This is a genomic window from Streptomyces sp. 7N604 (assembly GCF_052245475.1).
Classification (GTDB): domain Bacteria; phylum Actinomycetota; class Actinomycetes; order Streptomycetales; family Streptomycetaceae; genus Streptomyces.
Genome location: NZ_JBQQBX010000004.1, coordinates 47,639 through 64,701, shown reverse-complemented (window position 1 = coordinate 64,701; position 17,063 = coordinate 47,639). Strand labels below are relative to the sequence as shown.

Below are 17,063 nucleotides of genomic sequence, written 5' to 3'. Positions count from 1 at the left end.
GGCGTCGATGGCAGGCTTCGCAGACAGCGCATCCGCGCGACCTCCTAACCCCCCACAGTTTTGTAGGAGTTCGAGTGAGTTCTGCAACCCCCCACATAGCCGGCGCATCCAAGGTGGCCGTCACCAGCGCCGTACTCGCCGCGGCGGCCCTGCTCGCCGCCGGCTTCACAGGCGGCTCGGCCGACGCGGCGCCCACCGCCGCCGCCCGGGGCGCACAGCCCTCCGTCCTCTCCGCCTCGCAGCGCGCCGAACTGCTGCGCGAGGCGGGCGCCGCCTCGGCCGCCACGGCCAAGTCCCTCGGCCTCGGCGCCAAGGAGAAGCTGGTCGTCCGTGATGTCGTCAAGGACGCCGACGGCACGACCCACACCCGCTACGAGCGCACCTACGACGGCCTGCCCGTCCTCGGCGGCGACCTGATCGTCCACAAGACGAAGGCGGGCACGTCCAAGGGCGTCACCAAGGCGACGAAGGCGAAGGTCCAGGTCGCCTCGACCCGCGCCGAGGTCGCTCCGGCCGCCGCCGAGAAGAGCGCGGTCAAGGCCGCGAAGACGACGGAGGGCGGCAAGGCGGCCGCGGGCGCCGAGCCCCGAAAGGTGATCTGGGCCGCCGACGGCAAGCCCGTCCTCGCCTGGGAGACCGTCACCGGCGGCTTCCAGAAGGACGGCACCCCTAGCAAGCTGCACGTCATCACCGACGCCAGAACCGGCAAGAAGCTGTACGAGTACCAGGCCGTCCACAACGGCTCGGGCGAGAGCCAGTACAGCGGCAAGGTCGAGCTGGGCACCTCCAAGTCCGGCTCGGAGTTCACCCTCACCGACGCCGACCGCGGCGGTCACACCACCAGCGACCTCGGGCACGGCGAGGAGGGCGAGGGCAAGCTGTTCACCGACGCCGACGACGCATGGGGCAACGGCAAGCCGGACGAGCCGCAGACCGCGGGCGTCGACGCCCACTACGGCGCGGCCCTGACCTGGGACTACTACAAGAGCGTGCACGGCCGCAGCGGCATCAAGGGCGACGGCAAGGGCGCCTCGACCCGCGTCCACTACGGCGACTCCTACGTCAACGCCTTCTGGGACGACAGCTGCTTCTGCATGACGTACGGCGACGGGGAGGGTAACGCCAAGCCGCTGACCTCCATTGACGTCGCCGCGCACGAGATGACCCACGGCGTCACCTCCGCCACCGCCGGCCTGGAGTACAGCGGCGAGTCCGGCGGCCTCAACGAGGCGACCTCCGACATCTTCGCCGCGGCCGTCGAGTTCAACGCCAACAACCCGCAGGACGTGGGCGACTACCTCGTCGGCGAGAAGATCGACATCAACGGCGACGGCACCCCGCTCCGCTACATGGACAAGCCCAGCAAGGACGGCTCGTCCAAGGACGACTGGTACGACGGCGTGGGCAACGAGGACGTGCACCACTCCTCCGGCGTCGCCAACCACTTCTTCTACCTGCTGTCCGAGGGCAGCGGCCAGAAGGAGATCAACGGCGTCCAGTACGACTCGCCGACCGCCGACGGCTCCAAGGTCGAGGGCATCGGCCGCGACAAGGCCGAGAAGATCTGGTTCAAGGCCCTCACCACCTACATGACCTCGAACACCGACTACCACGCGGCACGCGAGGCCACGGTCAAGGCCGCGACCGACCTCTACGGCGCGGACAGCGCCGAGACCAAGGGCGTAGAAAGCGCCTGGGCGGGCGTCAACGTCAAGTAGCCCGCCACACGCGGCCAGCAAGACCCGGCAGCGCCTGATGACGCAGACGTCGAAAGCGCCTGGGCCGGCGTCAACGTCAAGTAGCCCGCCGCACGCGACCAGCAAGACCCCGAACTAGCCCGCCGCATGCGGCCCACAAGACCGGGCGGTGCCTGGGGACGTCCTTCCTCGCTCCCAGGCACCGCCCCACCACTCCCGCCCCTCCACCCCCCCCGGAGGGGCGGGTTCACCGCATCAGAACCCCCGCCGCTTCCCCAGTGCTCTCCGAGGGCACCGCCACAAGCCCCAGCTCCGCGCCGCTCGCCAGCAGCCGGTGCGACGGCAGGATCCGCACGGTGTAGCCGAAGGGCCCGGTACGGTTCAGCGCCATGGGCCCCTCGTACAGCCAGCGGCCCTCGGTGTCCGCGCCCCCGGTCGGCTTGAGCGGCACCGCGGCCCCGTCCGTGATCCGGTCCTCTGCGTCCACCCGGCCCGCGACCACCTGTACCTCGACGTCGTCCGGGCGCAGCGAGTCCAGTGCGACCCGGACTCGCAGCGACAGCGTGGACCCCAGCTCGGCACTGCAGCCCACCTCGGTGACCGTGCCGGTCTCCACATGGTCGACGGCCACGCCCGGCCACGCCGCGTGCACCCGCGCCTTCCAGGCGGCCAGCTCGCGCGCCGCCGGGGCCTCGAGTGTGCGGTGGGCGCGGGCGGCGGGCGCGTACAGCCGCTCCACGTACTCGCGGACCATCCGCCCGGCCAGGACCTTGGGGCCGAGGCGGACGAGGGTCTGCCGGACCATCTCGATCCAGCGGTCGGGCAGCCCGGTGGGCCCGCGGTCGTAGAAGCGCGGCGCGACCCGCTCCTCCAGCAGCTTGTAGAGGGCGACGGCCTCCAGGTCGTCGCGCCGCTCCTCGCTGGTGGCCGAGCCGTCCGCGGTGGGGATGGCCCAGCCGAAGTCCGGTTCGTACCATTCGTCCCACCAGCCGTCCAGCACCGACAGGTTGAGGCCGCCATTGAGCGCGGCCTTCATCCCCGAGGTCCCGCAGGCCTCCAGCGGGCGCAGCGGGTTGTTCAGCCACACGTCACAGCCCGGGTAGAGCTTCTGGGCCATCCCCATGCCGTAGTCGGGCAGGAAGACGATGCGGTGCCGCACCCGCGGGTCGTCGGTGAACTTCACCAGTTCCTGTACGAGCCGCTTGCCGCTGTCGTCGGCCGGGTGCGCCTTGCCCGCGACGACGATCTGGACCGGGCGCTCGGGGTCGAGCAGCAGCCGCATCAGCCGGTCGGGGTCGCGCAGCATGAGGGTGAGCCGCTTGTAGGAGGGGACGCGGCGGGCGAAGCCGATGGTGAGGACGTCGGGGTCCAGGACGCCGTCGATCCAGCCGAGTTCCGCGGTGCCCGCGCCGCGCTGCCGCCAGGACGCGTACAGCCGGGCCCGTACCTCCCCGACCAGCTGCTCGCGCAGGGACCTGCGCAGCTCCCAGATCTCCTCGGCGGGGATGTCGGCGATGGCATCCCAGCGCGGCGGGCCGCCGCTGGCCAGGGCGTCCTCGGCGCGGCCGACGCCGAGCTGGCGGGCGCCGAGCCGGAAGACCTCGGGCGCCACCCAGGTCGGCGCGTGCACGCCGTTGGTCACGGAGGTGATGGGCACTTCCTCCGGGTCGAAACCCGGCCAAAGGCCCGCGAACATCTCCCGGCTGACCTTGCCGTGCAGGGTGGACACGCCGTTGGCCCGCTGGGCCAGGCGCAGGCCCATCACGGCCATGTTGAAGAGGTTGCTCTCGCCGCCGGGGTAAGTCTCCATGCCGAGCTGGAGGATCCGGCCCGCGTCGACGCCGGGCAGCTCGCCACCCTCGCCGAAGTGGCGGGCGACGAGCTCGCGGTCGAACCGGTCGATGCCCGCGGGCACGGGGGTGTGGGTGGTGAACACCGTCCCGGCGCGGACGGCTTCGAGCGCGGCGTCGAAGTCCACGCCGTACGCGCCGAGCTCACGGATCCGCTCCAGGCCGAGGAAGCCCGCGTGGCCCTCGTTGGTGTGGAAGACCTCGGGCTCGGGATGCCCGGTGATCCGGCAGTAGGCGCGGACGGCGCGCACGCCGCCGATGCCGAGCAGCATCTCCTGGAGGAGCCGGTGCTCGCTCCCTCCGCCGTAGAGCCGGTCGGTCACGTCGCGAGCGCGCGAGTCGTTCTCCTCCACATCCGAGTCGAGGAGCAGCAGCGGGACACGACCGATCCGCGCCTCCCAGACGTACGCACGCAGGGAGCGGCCGCCGGGCAGGGCGAGGGCGACCTGGGTGGGTCTGCCGTCGGGCTCGCGGAGCATGGTCAGCGGCAGCTCGTTGGGGTCGAGGACCGGGTACTGCTCCTGCTGCCAGCCCTCGCGGGAGAGGGACTGCCGGAAGTAGCCGTGCCGGTAGAGGAGCCCGACGCCGATGAGGGGGACGCCGAGGTCGCTCGCGGCCTTGAGATGGTCGCCCGCGAGGATGCCGAGGCCGCCGGAGTACTGCGGGAGGGCGGCGGTGATGCCGAACTCGGGCGAGAAGTAGGCGATGGCGTCGGGCAGGTCGGGGTCCGCGGTCTGGTACCAGCGGGGGTTTCGGAGGTAGTCGTCGAGGTCGTCGGCCGCGGCCGCGAGACGCCGGAGGAACCTGCGGTCCTCGGCGAGGTCGGCGAGGCGCGACGCGGAGACGGAGCCGAGCAGCCGCAGGGGGTCGCCCCCGGCGGCCTCCCAGCCCTCCGGGTCGACGGCCTGGAACAGCTCACGGGTCTCGGGGTGCCAGGACCAGCGCAGATTGCGCGCCAGCTCGCTGAGCGGTCGTAGGGGTTCCGGAAGGACGGGACGCACACTGAATCGACGGATTGCCTTCACAATTCCCACCATCCCAGGGCGCCCGCCACAGGGCAGGGACGCACGTTCACGGTGCCGGCAGCCTTCACCCTTCGACGGTAGCCGCGGCGCGCGGCAAGCAGCCACGGCGCGACCCCCGCCGTGCTTCCATGCGCCCGATCGGCCCCGCGTTTTGCGGGCGAACCGCCGCAAAGAGAAGGCATCCGGACAGGTGTCGAGCAGAAAGCGCTGTCCAGACGGTTGTTCAATCCCGTACTTGGCGAGAACGTGACTAGTCGGTAACCGACACCCCGATCGATTGGGGGCCTCATGCCCGTGAGACGACGCCATGCTTCGCGCCGCTCGAAGGTGACTGTGACTGTGACGGCGGCCGCGCTCGCCGCCGGTATCTGCGCCGTCACCCTGCCCGCGCAAGCCGCCCCGGACGAGGGCCGAATACTGGGCGCCGGCGAACCCGGCGCCGTCAGCGGCAGCTACATCGTCACTTTGAAGTCCGGCTCGGACGGGATCGCCGCCTCCTCGGAGGCGGGCAAGGACCTCGCCCGCAAGTACGGCGCGAAGATACGCCAGACGTACACCGAGGCGCTCAACGGCTACGCGGTGGGGCTCTCGCCGACGCAGGCCAGTCAGCTCGCGGCCGATCCCCAGGTGGCCTCCGTCGCCCAGGACACCAAGGTGTCCCTGGTTGCCACCCAGAAGAACCCACCGTCCTGGGGCCTGGACCGGCTCGACCAGGCCGACCTGCCGTTGGACAAGTCGTACACCTCACCCGATAGCGGGGGATCGGGCGCGACGGCGTACATCATCGACACCGGCGTCAGGACCTCGCACCAGGACTTCGGCGGCCGGGCGCGCAGCGGCTGGGACTTCATCGACAAGGACGCCACCGCGAACGACGGCCACGGCCACGGGACGCATGTCGCCGCAACGGTCGCCGGCACCTCGTACGGCGTGGCGAAGAGAGCCAACGTCGTGGCAGTGCGGGTGCTGGACGACGAGGGGTCGGGCACCACGGCGCAGGTGATCGCGGGCATCGACTGGGTGGTGAAGAACGCGAAGAAGCCCGCGGTGGCCAATATGAGCCTGGGCGGAGTCGCCAGCCCGTCGCTGGACACCGCCGTGCGCAACGCCATCGCGTCCGGGGTGACCTTCGCTGTCGCGGCCGGCAACGACGGCCTCCCCGCAGACCTGACCTCACCCGCACGGGTGAAGGAGGCCATCACCGTCGGCGCGACCGAGAAGAACGACAGCCGGGCCTGGTTCTCCAACTGGGGCAGTACGGTCGATCTGTTCGCGCCGGGCGTGGACATCACCTCGGCCTGGAACTCTTCGGACACCGCGTCCGACACCATCTCCGGCACCTCCATGGCGGCGCCGCACACCGCGGGCGCCGCGGCGCTGTACCTCGGCGCGCACCCGTCGGCGAGCCCGGAGGCCGTCCGGACGGCACTGGTGAACAATGCGGCGTCCGGCAAGGTCGGCCTTGCCGGCCCCGGCTCCCCGAACCTCCTGCTGCAGGTGAAGAACTGACAACCCGACACCCAGCAGCGAGCTGATCCGGAGCTGTTCTCGCCCGTTCCGGACCTGACCCGAAAGAGCGGCCCCGCGGCACCCGCCGCGGGGCCGCTTTCTTGTTTTTACCCTTACGGAGCGGTAGCCCCGTGCTCACCGGATTGCAGGCACGTTCCTCCTGGGCAGGCTCCCCCGGTAACCAACCCTCGCCCCCCGCGCACCACCCCCAAGGACACAGTCGCCCACCTGAGTGAACGCGGACAGGAGCGGCCATGCCCGCAGCCAGCACGCCTCCAAAGAAGCAGATAGAAAGTACAAAAGCCCGTAAAGCGGCTGAAACCGCAACGCCTCCAGGTGGTCCCGTGATCGGACGCATTCCCGTACTCGACATCCGCCCGCTCGTCGACTGCGGGCGGCGTCCTGCGAAGGCGGTGGCGGGTGAGAGTTTTCTCGTCACCGCCACTGTTTTTCGCGAGGGCCACGACGCGGTCGCCGCGAATGTGGTGCTGCGTGACCCGGCCGGCCGCGCCGGACCGTGGAACCCGATGCGCGAACTCGCGCCCGGCACCGACCGCTGGGGCGCCGAGGTCACGCCCGACAGCGAGGGCCGCTGGACGTATACGGTCGAGGCCTGGGGCGACCCGGTCGCCACCTGGCGCCATCACGCCCAGATCAAGATTCCCGCCGGGATCGACACCTCCCTCGTCCTCGCCGAGGGCGCCGAGCTGCACGAGCAGGCCGCCGCCGGGGTGCCCAAGAGCGAGGGCCGCGAGTGCGTGCTGAGCGCCGCCGACGCGCTGCGCGACGAACTCCGCCCAGCCGCCGCCCGGCTGGCCGCGGCACTCACCCCCGAGGTCGTGGCCACCCTGGACCGCCACCCACTGCGCGAACTGGTCAGCTCCTCCCGCCCGCTCCCCCTCCAGGTCGAGCGGCGGCGCGCACTGTACGGGTCGTGGTACGAGTTCTTCCCCCGCTCCGAGGGCGCGGTCGTGAAGGAGGACCGCCCCCCGCTGAGCGGCAGCTTCCGCACCGCGGGCGAGCGGCTGCCCGCCATCGCCGCAATGGGCTTCGACGTCGTCTACCTCCCGCCCATCCACCCCATCGGCACCGCGTTCCGCAAGGGCCCGAACAACTCCCTGTCGGCCGGGCGGTACGACGTGGGCTCGCCGTGGGCGATCGGCTCCTCCGCCGGCGGCCACGACGCGATCCACCCCGACCTCGGCACCATCGAGGACTTCGACCGCTTCGTGGAGAAGGCGCGGGACCTGCGGCTCGAGGTCGCGCTCGACTTCGCGCTGCAGTGCTCGCCCGACCACCCCTGGGTGCGGGGGCACCCCGAGTGGTTCCACCACCGGGCCGACGGCACCATCGCGTACGCCGAGAACCCGCCGAAGAAATACCAGGACATCTACCCGGTCGCCTTCGACGCCGACCTGCGCGGGATCACCCGCGAGACGCTGCGGGTGCTGCGCTTCTGGATGGACCACGGGGTGCGGATCTTCCGCGTCGACAACCCGCACACCAAGCCGGTCTCCTTCTGGGAGAAGGTCATCGGTGACATCAACCGCACCGACCCCGATGTCATCTTCCTGGCCGAGGCGTTCACCAGGCCCGCGATGATGCACACCCTCGCCGCGATCGGCTTCCAGCAGTCGTACACCTACTTCACCTGGCGCAACAGCAAGCAGGAGCTGACCGAATACCTCACCGAGCTGTCCGGCGACGCGGCCTCGTACATGCGGCCGAACTTCTTTGTGAACACGCCCGACATCCTGCACGCCTACCTTCAGAACGGCGGGCGCGCCGCCTTCGAGACCCGCGCCGTCCTCGCCGCCACCCTCTCCCCCACCTGGGGCGTCTACGCGGGCTACGAACTGTGCGAGAACACGCCGCTGCGGCCGGGCAGCGAAGAGTACCTGAACTCCGAGAAATACGAGCTGCGCCCGCGCGACTGGGAGGCGGCCGAGCGCGAGAACCGTACGATCGCGCCGCTCATCACCGCGCTCAACCGGATCAGGCGCCGCCACCCGGCCCTGCAGCAGCTGCGCAGCCTGCACTTCCACCGGGCCGACAACGACAACGTGATCGCCTACTCCAAGCGCTCCGCAGCCGACTGCGTGATCACCGTGGTCAACCTCGACCCCCACCACACCCAGGAGGCAACGGTCTCGTTGGACATGCCGGAACTCGGCCTGGACTGGCACGAGTCCGTCCCGGTGCGCGATGAGCTCACCGGCGAGACCTATCACTGGGGCAGGGACAACTATGTGCGCCTCGAGCCGGGTGTCACGCCCGCGCACGTGCTCTCCCTGCGACCGTCCTCACCGATCGGAGGGTCACCCACCACATGATCGTCAACGAGCCCGTCCAGGACACCTTCGAGGACACACCGGCGGGGGACCGCGATCCCGACTGGTTCAAACGCGCCGTCTTCTACGAGGTGCTGGTCCGCTCCTTCCAGGACAGCAACGGCGACGGCATCGGCGACCTCAAGGGCCTCACCGCGAAGCTCGACTACCTGCAATGGCTGGGCGTCGACTGTCTCTGGCTGCCGCCGTTCTTCAAGTCCCCGCTGCGCGACGGCGGCTACGACGTCTCGGACTACACCTCCGTCCTCCCCGACTTCGGTGACCTCGCCGACTTCGTGGAGTTCGTCGACGCGGCGCACCAGCGCGGCATGCGCGTGATCATCGACTTCGTCATGAACCACACCAGCGACCAGCACCCGTGGTTCCAGGAGTCGCGCCGGGACCCGGAAGGTCCGTACGGGGACTACTACGTCTGGGCCGACGACGACAAGCAGTACCAGGACGCCCGCATCATCTTCGTCGACACCGAGGCGTCCAACTGGACCTTCGACCCGGTCCGCAAGCAGTACTACTGGCACCGCTTCTTCTCCCACCAACCGGACCTCAACTTCGAGAACCCGGCCGTGCAGGAGGAGATCATCTCGGCGCTCCGGTTCTGGCTCGACCTCGGCATCGACGGCTTCCGGCTGGACGCCGTGCCCTACCTCTACGCGGAGGAGGGCACCGACTGCGAGAACCTGCCGCGCACGCACGAGATGCTCAGGCGGGTCCGCGCCGAGATCGACGCGCACTACCCGGACACCGTGCTGCTCGCCGAGGCCAACCAGTGGCCCGAGGACGTCGTCGACTACTTCGGCGACTACGCCAAGGGCGGCGACGAGTGCCACATGGCCTTCCACTTCCCGGTCATGCCACGGATCTTCATGGCGGTGCGGAGAGAGTCGAGATATCCCGTATCGGAAATCCTCGCCAAGACCCCGGCCATTCCGTCCGGCTGCCAGTGGGGCGTCTTCCTCCGCAACCACGACGAGCTGACCCTCGAGATGGTCACGGACGAAGAACGCGACTACATGTACGCGGAGTACGCCAAGGACCCGCGGATGCGCGCCAACATCGGCATCCGGCGCCGCCTCGCGCCCCTGCTCGACAACGACCGCAACCAGATCGAGCTGTTCACCGCCCTGCTGCTGTCCCTGCCCGGTTCGCCGATCCTCTACTACGGCGACGAGATCGGCATGGGCGACAACATCTGGCTCGGCGACCGCGACGCGGTGCGCACCCCGATGCAGTGGACGCCGGACCGCAACGCGGGCTTCTCCTCCTGCGATCCGGGGCGGCTCTACCTGCCGACCATCATGGACCCGGTCTACGGCTACCAGGTCACCAACGTCGAGGCGTCGATGTCCTCGCCGTCCTCACTGCTGCACTGGACCCGCCGGATGATCGAGATCCGCAAGCAGAACCCGGCGTTCGGCCTCGGCTCGTACACCGAACTACCCTCCAGCAACCCGGCCGTGCTCGCCTTCCTCCGCGAGGCCCCCTCCGTCGAGGGCCAGGGCGACGATCTCGTCCTCTGCGTCAACAACTTCTCGCGATTCGCACAGCCGACGGAGCTTGACCTGCAGTCCTTCAACGGGCGGCACCCGGTGGAGCTGATCGGCGGGGTGCGCTTCCCGGCCATCGGGGAACTGCCGTATCTGCTCACGCTCGCCGGACACGGCTTCTACTGGTTCCGGCTGCGCCGGCCGGGCGCCGCGCCTAGCTGAAACCGGCCAACCCCGCCGGGCTGAAAGGCGTCTGACACGTGGCGGGATGGGGAAAGATTCCGGTTTCCGCCGTCCCGCCATGGGCAACCTCTCCCAATACACCCACGCGTGACCCCAGCAGCACCGTGCAGCGAATAGGCCAATCGCCTTACCTGTACGGACGATCCTCTCCCGACACGTCCCGCACCGCCGGACAGCTTTGCCGCAATCCGGGACACTCTGCCCATCTGTGGTGTGCCCGGGGAAAGGACGCGACACCATGTCGGAAGGCACAACCCGCGCCAACCCGACCGGTGAAACCACCCCTGCCCCCACGGCCCCGCCATCCGACACCACCCGACGCGACACCATGTCGGAAGGCACAACCCGCGCCAACCCGACCGGTGAAACCACCCCTGCCCCCACGGCCCCGCCCACCCCTGTTCCCCGCGCGCTGCTCCCCTCGCTCGTACCGCTGCTGCGCGAATGGCTGCCGCGCCAGCGGTGGTTCGCGGGTAAAGGCCGGCCCGTCAGCGGCTTCTCCCTGGTCTCCGCCACCGAGCTGCTGCCCTGCGGGGCCGGCGGCGCGGCCCCCGGCCTGCTCCACCTCCTCGTACGCGCCCAGCAGTCCGGGCCGCCGCAGGCCGGGACGGGCACCGGCGACTGCTACCAGCTGCTGCTCGGCATCCGCTCCGCCCTCCCGCCCCAGCTGGCCCACGCTCTGATCGGCCGCCCCACCAGCGGTCCGCTGCACGGCCGTACGATCTACGAGGCACTCCATGACCCGCGGCTCGCGGGGCTGCTGCTGGAGCGGTTGCGGGTGCCGGGCCGGCTCGGCGCGCTGCGCTTCACCCGGGCCCCCTCCACCGCCATCGCCTCCGCCCTGAACCCGCGGCCGGTCACCGCTGAGCAGTCCAACTCCTCGGTGGTGTACGGCGATGCGTACATCCTCAAGGTCTTCCGGCGGATCGGCGCCGGCGTCAACCCCGACCTGGAACTGCCGCTCGCGCTCGCCCGCGCGGGCTGCGACCGGGTGCCGCACCCCACGGCCTGGTTCGAGACCTCGACGGCCGAACCCATGACGCTCGGCATCCTGCAACCCTTCCTGCGCGGCTCCGCCGACGGCTGGCAGCTCGCCCTCAACTCCCTTTCCGTACGGGCCGATTTCAGCGGTTCGGCGCGCGCACTCGGCCGGGCCACCGCCGAGGTGCACACCGCGCTGGCGGCCGTACTGCCGACAGCGGTGCTGCGCAGACAGCAGATCGAACTGCTGGCGGCGGGCATGACGGAGCGCCTGGACGCCGCCGCGGCGGCGGTCCCCGCGCTGCGCCCCTATCGCGATCCGCTCCGCGCCGCCTTCGACGACCTCGCCGAGCTCGGCAGGCGCGGCCGCACGTGGCCGGCCCAGCGGATACACGGTGATCTGCACCTCGGCCAGACCCTGCGCGCGGCCCTTGACGGCCGCTGGGCCCTGATCGACTTCGAGGGCGAGCCGGCCCGCCCCATCTCCGAACGCCGCCGCCTCCAGCCGGTGGCCCGCGACATCGCCGGAATGCTCCGCTCCTTCGACTACGCGGCCCGCGCCTCCCGCCCGGGCCCCGACTCGTCCGCCTGGGCGCAGGAGTGGGCGCGCCGCAACCGCGCCGCGTACTGCGACGGATACGCGGAGGCGTCGGGCGTCGACCCGCGCCAGGAGCCGGAGCTGATGCGCGCGTACGAGACGGACAAGGCGGTGTACGAGGTGCTCTACGAGGCGCGGCACCGGCCGGACTGGCTCTCGGTGCCGATGGCCGCCATCCACCGCCTCGCGGGCTCTCCCCACACGTCCCCGCCCGCCCCGACCCACCCGTGACCCAGCCATGACCCGCCTCCCGGTTCCGGTGGCCGCCCTCCACCGCCTCGCGGGCCACCCGCCCGTCCCCGCCCGCCGCTGCCCGCCGCCCGCCCGTCCGAGGAGGACCCAGCCGTGACCCGCCGCCCCTCGCCCGACACCCGCCCGTCCGTGGCCTCGCCCCGGCGCTCGGCCCCGCAGAAGTCCGGGCCCGCCCCCGCCCGCACCGGCACCGTGCGGCCCGGGTCCGCCCGCCCTGGTGTCTGGGCCGCCGCGCCGCTGGAGCCCGGCGAGCGGCAGCGGCTGCTCGCCGGCGAGCATCACGATCCGCACGCGCTGCTCGGCGCGCACCCCACCCCCGGCGGTGTCCTCTTCCGCGCCCTGCGGCCGTTCGCCGCATCCGTCACCGTCGTCGCCGACGGCCTGCGCGCGGAACTCCTCTCCGAGGCGGACGGCCTCTTCGCGGGCGTGCTGCCGCTCACCGAGATCCCCGACTACCGGCTCGAAGTGGCGTACGACAACGGCGTCACGCTCGAGTCCCACGACCCGTACCACTTCCTGCCCGCCCTCGGCGAGGTCGATCTGTACCTGATCTCCGAGGGCCGCCACGAGCAGCTGTGGCACGCGCTCGGCGCGCACCCGATGACCCATCAGGGCGTCGCAGGCACCCGCTTCACCGTCTGGGCCCCGAACGCCCGCGGGGTCCGCCTCGCCGCCGACTTCAACTTCTGGGACGGCACCGGCTTTCCCATGCGCTCGATGGGCTCGTGCGGCATCTGGGAGCTGTTCCTGCCGGGCGTGGGCGAGGGCACGCTCTACAAGTTCGACATCGCACGCCCCGACGGCTCGCGCACCCTCCGCGCCGACCCGATGGCCCGCCGCACCGAGTGCCCGCCGGACACCGCCTCGGTCGTCACGGCCTCCCACCACACCTGGGGCGACGACGCGTGGATGGCGCAGCGCGCCGACCACCGCGCGCACGAGTCGCGGTTCTCCGTCTACGAGGTGCACCTCCCCTCCTGGCGCCCCGGCCTGACCTACCGGCAGCTCGCCGAGCAGCTGCCCGCGTACGTCAAGGACCTCGGCTTCACGCACGTGGAGCTGATGCCGGTCGCCGAGCACCCCTTCGGCGGCTCCTGGGGCTACCAGGTCACCTCGTACTACGCGCCGACGGCCCGCCTCGGCACCCCCGACGACTTCAAATTCCTCGTCGACGCCCTGCACCGGGCCGGGATCGGCGTCATTGTCGACTGGGTGCCCGCGCACTTCCCGAAGGACGACTGGGCGCTGGCCGGGTTCGACGGGACACCGCTGTACGAGCCGTCGGACCCGAGCCGCGCCGAGCACCCCGACTGGGGCACGCTCGAGTTCGACTACGGCCGCGCCGAGGTCCGCAACTTCCTGGTCGCGAACGCCGTCTACTGGTGCGAGGAGTTCCATATCGACGGCCTGCGGGTCGACGCCGTCGCCTCCATGCTCTACCTCGACTACTCGCGCGAGGGAGGCCAGTGGACGCCCAACGAGTACGGCGGCCGCGAGAACCTCGACGCCGTCCGCTTCCTCCAGGAGATGAACGCGACCGTCTACCGGCGCTGCCCGGGCGTCGTGACGATCGCCGAGGAGTCCACCGCCTGGGACGGCGTCACCCGGGCCACCCACCACACCGGCCCAGGCGGCTTCGGCGGCCTCGGCTTCGGCCTGAAGTGGAACATGGGCTGGATGCACGACTCGCTGGGGTACATGGCGAAGGAGCCGATCCACCGCAAGTACCACCACAACGAGATGACGTTCTCGATGGTGTACGCCTACAGCGAGAACTACGTCCTGCCCATCTCGCACGACGAAGTGGTGCACGGCAAGCAGGCGCTGGTGACGAAGATGCCCGGCGACTGGTGGCAGCGGCGCGCCAACCACCGCGCGTACCTCGCCTTCATGTGGGCCCACCCGGGCAAGCAACTGCTCTTCATGGGGCAGGAGTTCGCGCAGGGCGCGGAGTGGTCGGAGGCGCACGGCCCGGAGTGGTGGCTGCTGGACGACACGTATCACTCGGCGGGCGACCACCGGGGCGTACGGGACCTGGTGCGCGAGCTCAACCGGATCTACGCGGACGAGCGCGCCCTGTGGGAGCGCGACACCGACCCGACGGGCTTCAGCTGGGTCGAGGGCGGTGCGGCGGACGACAACGTCTTCGCCTTCACCCGGCACGACGCCTTCGGCAACCCGCTGCTGTGCGTCAGCAACTTCTCGCCGGTGGTCCGGCACGACTACCGCCTCGGCGTCCCGGGGCAGTACACCGGCTGGCAGGAGATCCTCAACACGGACGCGGCCCGCTTCGGCGGCGGCGACGTCACCAACCCGGACCTGCTGAAGACGGAACCGGTCCCCTGGCAGGCCCACAAGAACAGCATCACGGCGGTGCTTCCGCCCCTGGCAACCACCTGGCTGCGGCCTGCATAAAGGGGCACAGCATCATGGCGATGCTTCCACCCCTGGCAACCACCTGGCACCGGCCTGCATAAAGGGGCACAGCATCACGGCGACGCTTCCACCCCTGGCAACCACCTGGCAGCGGCCTGTGTAAGGTGCAGCCCGGCCTGTGCATCGACTGGCACGCGTGTGTGCGGTCAGATTGCCCCGAGCACCCGTAAATACAGGGAGATCCTCGACGGGCCCCCAGTACGCGATGATCAGCACGCCGCTCAGTACGAAGACCAGTGCGAAGACCAATGCACGAAGACCAGTGCACGACCACCACGGAACAGGAACGCCTGACGTGACCTTAGATCTCGATGTGACACACGCCCTCACCCACGGCGCGAGCGGCAAGGCGATCGATGTGTACCGCCCGCGGGCGGGGGCCCAGGACACCGCCGTGCCCACCGTGCTGCTCTGGCACGGCAAGGGACCGGACGAGCGGGACGTACTCCAGCCGCTGGCCGAGGCGGTGGCGCGGTCGGGCCTGAACGTCCTGGTGCCCGACTGGCGCTCGGACGCCCCCGACGAGGGGCGCGCGCATCTCCTCGAGTCGCTCGACTTCGCCCGCGGCCAGGCGGCCGCTCTCGGCGGGGACGCCGACCGGATCGTGCTCGCCGGTTGGTCGGCAGGGGCCCCGGCGGCGATGGGCGTCGCGCTGCGCCCCGAACTCGTCGGCGGCTGGCGCCCGATGGCCGTCGTCGGCATCGCGTCCCGCTACGACTGGGCTGCGCGCACCACGGGAACCATCCCCCTGAGCGACCTCGCCACCACGCCTGCCCCTCCCCTCCCCGTATGGCTCGTCCACGGGACGGCGGACCCGGCCATCGAGAGCCGGTACTCCCGGGAGTTCGCCGCCGCCCTCGACAGCCGTGGCTGGCCCGTGCACCTGGAAGAGCCCGCCACCGACCACGCCGGTGTCGTCATGACCGAATACGACCCGGAACAGGACCGTTGCCGCCCGGCCAGGGCCGAACACGCCGTCCAGGGCGGGCAGCTCACCGCCCGGGTGCTCATCCGCGCCGCCGGCGAGCCCGGCACGTCGTAGGCCGCCGACGCTCACGGGCGTACGAGCGCCGTGCGCCCGTACGCCCATGAGCGAGCCCGTCCGACCCGTCAGACCCGTCAGACCCGTCAGACCGTGACGGTCTCCTTGCCCGCGCCGCCGCGCGGCTCCGGGGCCTCGTCGCCGTGGGCGGAGGGTGCGCCGTGGCCGTCGTCGTCGAGGAGTGTCCGCTCGTCGAACGGCAGCTTCCCGGCCAGCACTTCGCCCACCCGGGACTTGTCGATCTCCTTGGTCCAGGTGCCGATGAGCACCGTGGCCACCGCGTTGCCCGCGAAGTTCGTCAGCGCCCGGGCCTCGCTCATGAAGCGGTCGATGCCGACAATGAGGCCGACGCCGTCCAGGAGCTCGGGCCGGTGGGACTGCAGGCCGCCCGCGAGGGTGGCCAGGCCCGCGCCCGTGACGCCCGCCGCGCCCTTCGAGGCGATGACCATGAAGACGAGCAGCGAGATCTGCTGGCCGAGTGAGAGCGGGTCGCCCAGCGCCTCGGCGACGAACAGCGAGGCCATGGTCAGGTAGATGGCCGTGCCGTCGAGGTTGAAGGAGTAGCCGGTCGGGACGGTGATTCCGACGACCGGCTTGCTGACGCCCAGGTGCTCCATCTTCGCGATGAGGCGCGGCAGCGCCGACTCCGACGAGGACGTGGACAGGATCAGCAGGAACTCGCGCGCCAGGTACTTCAGCAGCGCGACGAGGCTGATCCCGGCGACGAGCCGCAGCAGGGTGCCCAGCACCACGAAGACGAAGACCAGGCAGGTCGCGTAGAAGCCGAGCATGATGACGGCGAGTGACTTGAGCGCGTCGAGGCCCGTCTCGCCGACCACCGCGGCGATGGCGCCGAACGCGCCGACCGGCGCCACCCACATGATCATCGAGAGGACGCGGAAGACGAGCCGCTGGATGTGCCCGACCCCCCGGAGGACCGGCTCGCCCGCCGGTCCCATCGCCTGCAGCGCGAAGCCGACGAGGAGGGCGACCAGCAGCGTCTGCAGCACCTCGCCGCCGGTGAAGGCGGAGACGAGCGTGGTCGGGATGACGCCGAGCAGGAAGTCCGCGGTGGACGAGCTCGCGCCCTCGGCCTGCGCCTCGCCCGCGCTCCGTGCGGCGTCGGTGAGGTGCAGCCCGGAGCCCGGCTCGAGGATGTTGCCGACGACCAGGCCGATCGCGAGGGCGATGGTGGACATCACCAGGAAGTAGCCGAGCGCCAGTCCGCCCACCGCGCCGACCTTCGCGGCCTTCCGTACGGAACCGACGCCCAGCACGATCGTGCAGAAGATGATGGGCGAGATCATCATCTTGATCAGATTCACGAAGCCGGTGCCCAGGGGCTTCAGCTCGACGGCCACGCCGGGAGCGGCGAAGCCGACCACGATGCCGAGGAGCACGGCTCCGATCACGGCGAGGTAGAGGTAGTGGGTCCGGTCCCGTTTCTTCGGCCGGGTGGTCCGTCCCGGCTGTCCGGGCTGGTCCGGCGGCTGGTGTGGCAGGGTCTGCGCAGCCACGGTCGTCTCCTTGTGTCCTGGCACAGTACGTGCGGCTCACGTCCTGGACTTCCCGGTGAATATCCATCACCGTGTGAC

At 70.9% G+C, this 17,063-nt stretch carries 9 protein-coding genes; 7 read left to right on the top strand and 2 right to left on the bottom strand.

Going from position 1 to position 17,063, the window contains the following annotated elements; genetic code table 11:
* Positions 1–74 precede the first annotated feature (74 nt).
* Positions 75–1,718 carry a M4 family metallopeptidase gene (locus ACTWP8_RS05580; RefSeq protein WP_443321028.1) on the top strand — a complete coding sequence of 548 codons (1,644 nt, stop codon included), beginning with the start codon at positions 75–77 and terminating at the stop codon, positions 1,716–1,718.
* Between the two features lie 226 nt (positions 1,719–1,944).
* On the opposite strand, the gene glgP is transcribed toward ACTWP8_RS05580, so the two are convergent.
* Complete coding sequence (gene glgP / locus ACTWP8_RS05575; protein WP_443321027.1) at positions 1,945–4,572, bottom strand: alpha-glucan family phosphorylase; 2,628 nt, start codon at positions 4,570–4,572, stop codon at positions 1,945–1,947.
* A 288-nt stretch (positions 4,573–4,860) separates the two neighbouring features.
* On the opposite strand from glgP, the gene ACTWP8_RS05570 reads away from it, so the two are divergent.
* The 6 genes from ACTWP8_RS05570 to ACTWP8_RS05545 all read left to right on the top strand — a co-directional run bounded on the left by ACTWP8_RS05570 (position 4,861) and on the right by ACTWP8_RS05545 (position 15,468).
* Positions 4,861–6,081: a S8 family peptidase gene (locus tag ACTWP8_RS05570; protein ID WP_443321026.1), complete on the top strand. Its 1,221-nt coding sequence runs from the start codon at positions 4,861–4,863 to the stop codon at positions 6,079–6,081.
* Between the two features lie 344 nt (positions 6,082–6,425).
* Positions 6,426–8,414 carry an alpha-1,4-glucan--maltose-1-phosphate maltosyltransferase gene (locus tag ACTWP8_RS05565; RefSeq protein ID WP_443321025.1) on the top strand — a complete coding sequence of 663 codons (1,989 nt, stop codon included), beginning with the start codon at positions 6,426–6,428 and terminating at the stop codon, positions 8,412–8,414.
* Positions 8,411–10,138 (top strand): maltose alpha-D-glucosyltransferase, encoded by a 1,728-nt coding sequence (gene treS, locus ACTWP8_RS05560; protein ID WP_443317344.1) that lies wholly within the window; start codon positions 8,411–8,413, stop codon positions 10,136–10,138. The genes ACTWP8_RS05565 and treS overlap by 4 nt, the downstream gene beginning before the upstream one ends.
* A 349-nt stretch (positions 10,139–10,487) precedes the next feature.
* On the top strand, positions 10,488–11,969 hold the full coding sequence (locus ACTWP8_RS05555; protein ID WP_443321196.1) for a maltokinase N-terminal cap-like domain-containing protein: 1,482 nt from the start codon (positions 10,488–10,490) through the stop codon (positions 11,967–11,969).
* A 213-nt stretch (positions 11,970–12,182) separates the two neighbouring features.
* Positions 12,183–14,405, top strand: coding sequence for a 1,4-alpha-glucan branching enzyme (glgB, locus tag ACTWP8_RS05550; protein WP_443321195.1), 2,223 nt, complete (start codon positions 12,183–12,185; stop codon positions 14,403–14,405).
* Positions 14,406–14,721: 316 nt separating this feature from the next.
* Positions 14,722–15,468, top strand: a complete 747-nt coding sequence (locus ACTWP8_RS05545) for an alpha/beta hydrolase (protein ID WP_443321024.1) — start codon at positions 14,722–14,724, stop codon at positions 15,466–15,468.
* Between the two features lie 86 nt (positions 15,469–15,554).
* Here the strand turns inward: ACTWP8_RS05545 and ACTWP8_RS05540 are convergent, their stop codons facing one another.
* The gene (locus ACTWP8_RS05540) at positions 15,555–16,970 is read right to left on the bottom strand and encodes a cation:dicarboxylate symporter family transporter (RefSeq protein ID WP_443321194.1); all 1,416 of its coding nucleotides are present in this window, start codon (positions 16,968–16,970) and stop codon (positions 15,555–15,557) included.
* Positions 16,971–17,063 lie beyond the last annotated feature (93 nt).